Genomic DNA, 3,267 nt, shown 5'->3' with positions numbered 1-3,267 from the left:
ACGCTTGATGACCTACTGGAACGGGTAGAGCGGCGCTGTGTACAACTCCTGAACCTTACCGACTTTATCTCAGGCTTGACCCAGTTCCATTGGTGGAAGGCGTTTCAATGCTAAGTGTGGTTGATTAAGCGGACTTGATATTAATTCTTCGTTCTTAGCGTATCTTTCCCTAGAATTTCGGTCGTTTAGCTCGATACCCGCCTACCGGATTCAATTTGCTCAGTGGGATGCAAGATAACAGTTTCTCCCTCATCTAATCCCGATTGGATTTCTACCTCGGTGCTGCGCTGTCCAATCGTGACAGCGCGCTGCTGAGCTCGGTTATTATCCACTACAAACACACACCAACCTGGCGTATTGGACTCGGAAGAGGGGCGATCGCACCGTAGCAGGGCACTCACAGGCACCTGCAGAACAGATTCACTCTCCCACACTACAATTTGAGCATCCACGCGATAGCCATCCCCTAGGGGTACATCCTGATCAAAATCAGCAATAATATTCACCCGCTGCTCCTCCACCCCTAGGGCAGAAACTTGGGTGAAGGCAGAGGGTTCGATGCGGCGAACCGTAGCAGTGAGTCGCTCGGGGCCACCCCAGCGATCGACCCACACAGGCGCACCCACCGGCACGCGCACTGCATCGGTGGACAGCACGTCAATGACCAGTTCAAGCTGTTGCGGATCTCCTAGCTCTAGCAGGATTGTGCCAGCCTCCACATAGCCTGCACTTTCCTCAAACACCCGCAGGATGTGGCCCGTGGTGGGTGCTGTGATCCGAGTGCGATCGGCGGTGTCGGCAAGATTGGCAAGTTCTGCCTCCACGCTAGCAATCTGGGCGCTGTAAACATCGATCAAGTAATCTGGATCCTGTTGCTCAGCTTGGAGAATCATCAACGTATCTTGGGCTGCTGCTACCTCGGTTCTGGCTGCTTCGGCTTCTCGCTGCAGGGCTTCTAGTTCGCGAGCCCTGGTGGTCTCTAGCAACTCTGCTGATTCCAAATCCTGGCGAGCGATCGCCCCCCGTTGGTACAAATCATCCGCCCGTTGGCGATCGCGCTGGGCCTGCTCCAGCGCTGCTTCGGCTTGAGCAATGCGGGCCTCGGCCTGGCGTTGGGCGGCTTGGGCTCCCTGGATGCGGGCCTCAGCTTGCTGCAGCGCAGCCGGTTTAGTCCGTTGGGTATCAACCCCGGCGAGCTGGGCCTGCAGTTCTCGCAGGCGGGCTTGGGCAGACTGCACTTGGCTATCGAGGGGGAGGGGATCAATCTGGGCTAGCATTTGCCCCTGCTGCACCCTATCCCCCGCCGTTAGATCGATGCGGAAGAGCCGACCAGCGACCGGTGTGGATACTTGATAGCGCGATCGCACCCGAGTTTTTCCCTCTTCATTAACGGTGACGGCCAGGGGGCCACGATGGGCCACGGCTACGCTAACCGGCACGGGGGCGGGTCGAAATAAGAGGACGAGAAGGAAGGCGATCGCTACGCCAGCCAAACCATAGAGCAGTCGTCGCAGAACGGGCTTGAGTTTCATAGGCTACTCCCGAGTTTTAAGTACTGCAATTAAATCCAACTGATTGAGCTGTCGGCGAATCAGCCAGCCAGATAAGAACGTGGCGATGAGTACAACACCGACGGCAAATAGGTAAGTAGTCTGATTGACCACGAAGGGAAGCCGGTAAAGTTCAGAGTCGTAGGTGCTGGCCAATAGGGCAGCCAAACCTAGACCGATGGCTACCCCCACGGGAATGGCTGCCAAGGTAATCAAAGCCTGTTCTCCAAGTAAGATAAACGCGATTTCTCCTCGGCTAAATCCAATAATCCGCAGGGTTGCCAACTCTCGCCCCCGCTCGGACAGGGCAATGCGAGCAGCATTATAGACCACACCAAAGGCAATTACACAGGCAAAGGTGACCAATACACCGGTGAAGATACCTAGGCTAGCGGCGATGGTATCTTCAAACTGATCGATGGTCGTTTGGCGCATGGCCATGCTGGCGATCGCTGGGGTATTTTTCACCTGCTCATAGAGGTGATCCAGGGCATAGCGGTCTACAGCTAAATAGGCTCCTGAAATGGTCTGTCCTTCGCGCATCAGTTGATTCAACGCTTGGATGTCCATATAGGCAGCCACCCCAATGAACTCATCGACTAAGCCCATGACCTCGACCTGGTGAATCGAGCGATCGCCCTCCAGTACTTCTACTGTGAGGCGATCGCCCGGTTCAACGCCTAGCATTCGTCCTAGGGTGGCCGTGAGCAGCACACCGCTGGGAGGTAGCTGCACAGGACGTAGCTGGCGATCGACTAAGTGGCGCAGCTCTCCCTGGGGATCTAACCCCATCAGACCAGTGCGGTGGGTGCGATGTTCATACCGCAGACGGGCCGCCACGCTGCGAAAGGGTTCTGCTCGTAGCACACCGGGCAGGTGATTGAGAGCATAGCGGGCCCGAGCTGGGCGAGGTTCGTTAAACACCAAGGTGACGTCCTCTCGCTGCACCTGGCGGAACTGGACATCAATAATGTAAAGCACCGCATCCCCCATGTAGCGGCCCACCATGAGAATGGCGATCGCTAAGGCAATTCCCAACATCGATAGCAGGGCTTGCATGGGTTTGCGTTCCAAGTTACGCAATATAATCCGCCCTGAAGCCGGAAACATGCGTTGCAACCCCCAGCGTTCAATCAAGGTAGGACGGAATTGGGGTGGTGCTTCTGGGCGCATGGCCTCCGCTGGGGGCAGGGCGATCGCTCGCCTTACCGCCGTGAAGGCTCCCAGCAGAGCGGCACCAGCGCTTACCCCAAGGGTGGTTAGGATTAGACCTGCTCCGGCTTCATAGCGCAGGATAGGAAACTGGAAAAAGTTAGTGTAATACTGGGTGATGCTTGACCCAAACCAGAGGCCTAATCCTGTGCCGATGGCGGCTCCTAGGAAAGTGACCCCTAGGACAAGCTTAAAGTAATGGAGTCCTACGACAGAATTACTGTAACCAAAGGCTTTGAGAACCGCAATTTGATCCCGTTGGGTGCTAATAATGCGCGATAGAACAATATTCAGCAAAAAGGCCGCAATGCCTAGGAAAATAGAGGGTAAAAAGACGGCTGTGACCTGGAGTTGGTCGATTTCGTCAGTAAGAAATCGATGGGAAAGCTGTTGATCGCGATCATAGGCTCCCAATCCACCATAGCGCTCCAAGGATTGATCAAGCTGAAATAAGACCTCCGGCAGGTTGGCCGCTGGGGTTAAGGACAGGGTGACATCATTGAAA

General features: G+C 55.5%; 2 protein-coding genes. Both read right to left on the bottom strand.

Features of this window, described 5'->3' with window-relative positions; translation table 11 throughout:
• Nucleotides 1-185: 185 nt before the first annotated feature.
• Entirely contained in the window at nucleotides 186-1,532 is a 1,347-nt protein-coding gene (locus V6D20_22860) for an HlyD family efflux transporter periplasmic adaptor subunit (protein ID HEY9818623.1), read from the bottom strand.
• 3 nt (nucleotides 1,533-1,535) lie between these two features.
• Nucleotides 1,536-3,267: FtsX-like permease family protein (locus tag V6D20_22855; GenBank protein HEY9818622.1), on the bottom strand; the 1,732-nt coding region annotated here is incomplete at its 5' end.

This window comes from Candidatus Obscuribacterales bacterium (assembly GCA_036703605.1).
GTDB lineage: Bacteria > Cyanobacteriota > Cyanobacteriia > RECH01 > RECH01 > RECH01.
Note: the sequence above shows the minus strand (reverse complement) of the source record. Positions and strands in the feature narration are given on the sequence as shown.

Excerpts from the sequence above, each read along its gene's own strand:
- V6D20_22860 (HEY9818623.1), bottom strand. The coding sequence starts at position 1,532 with ATGAAACTCAAGCCCGTTCTGCGACGACTGCTCTATGGTTTGGCTGGC.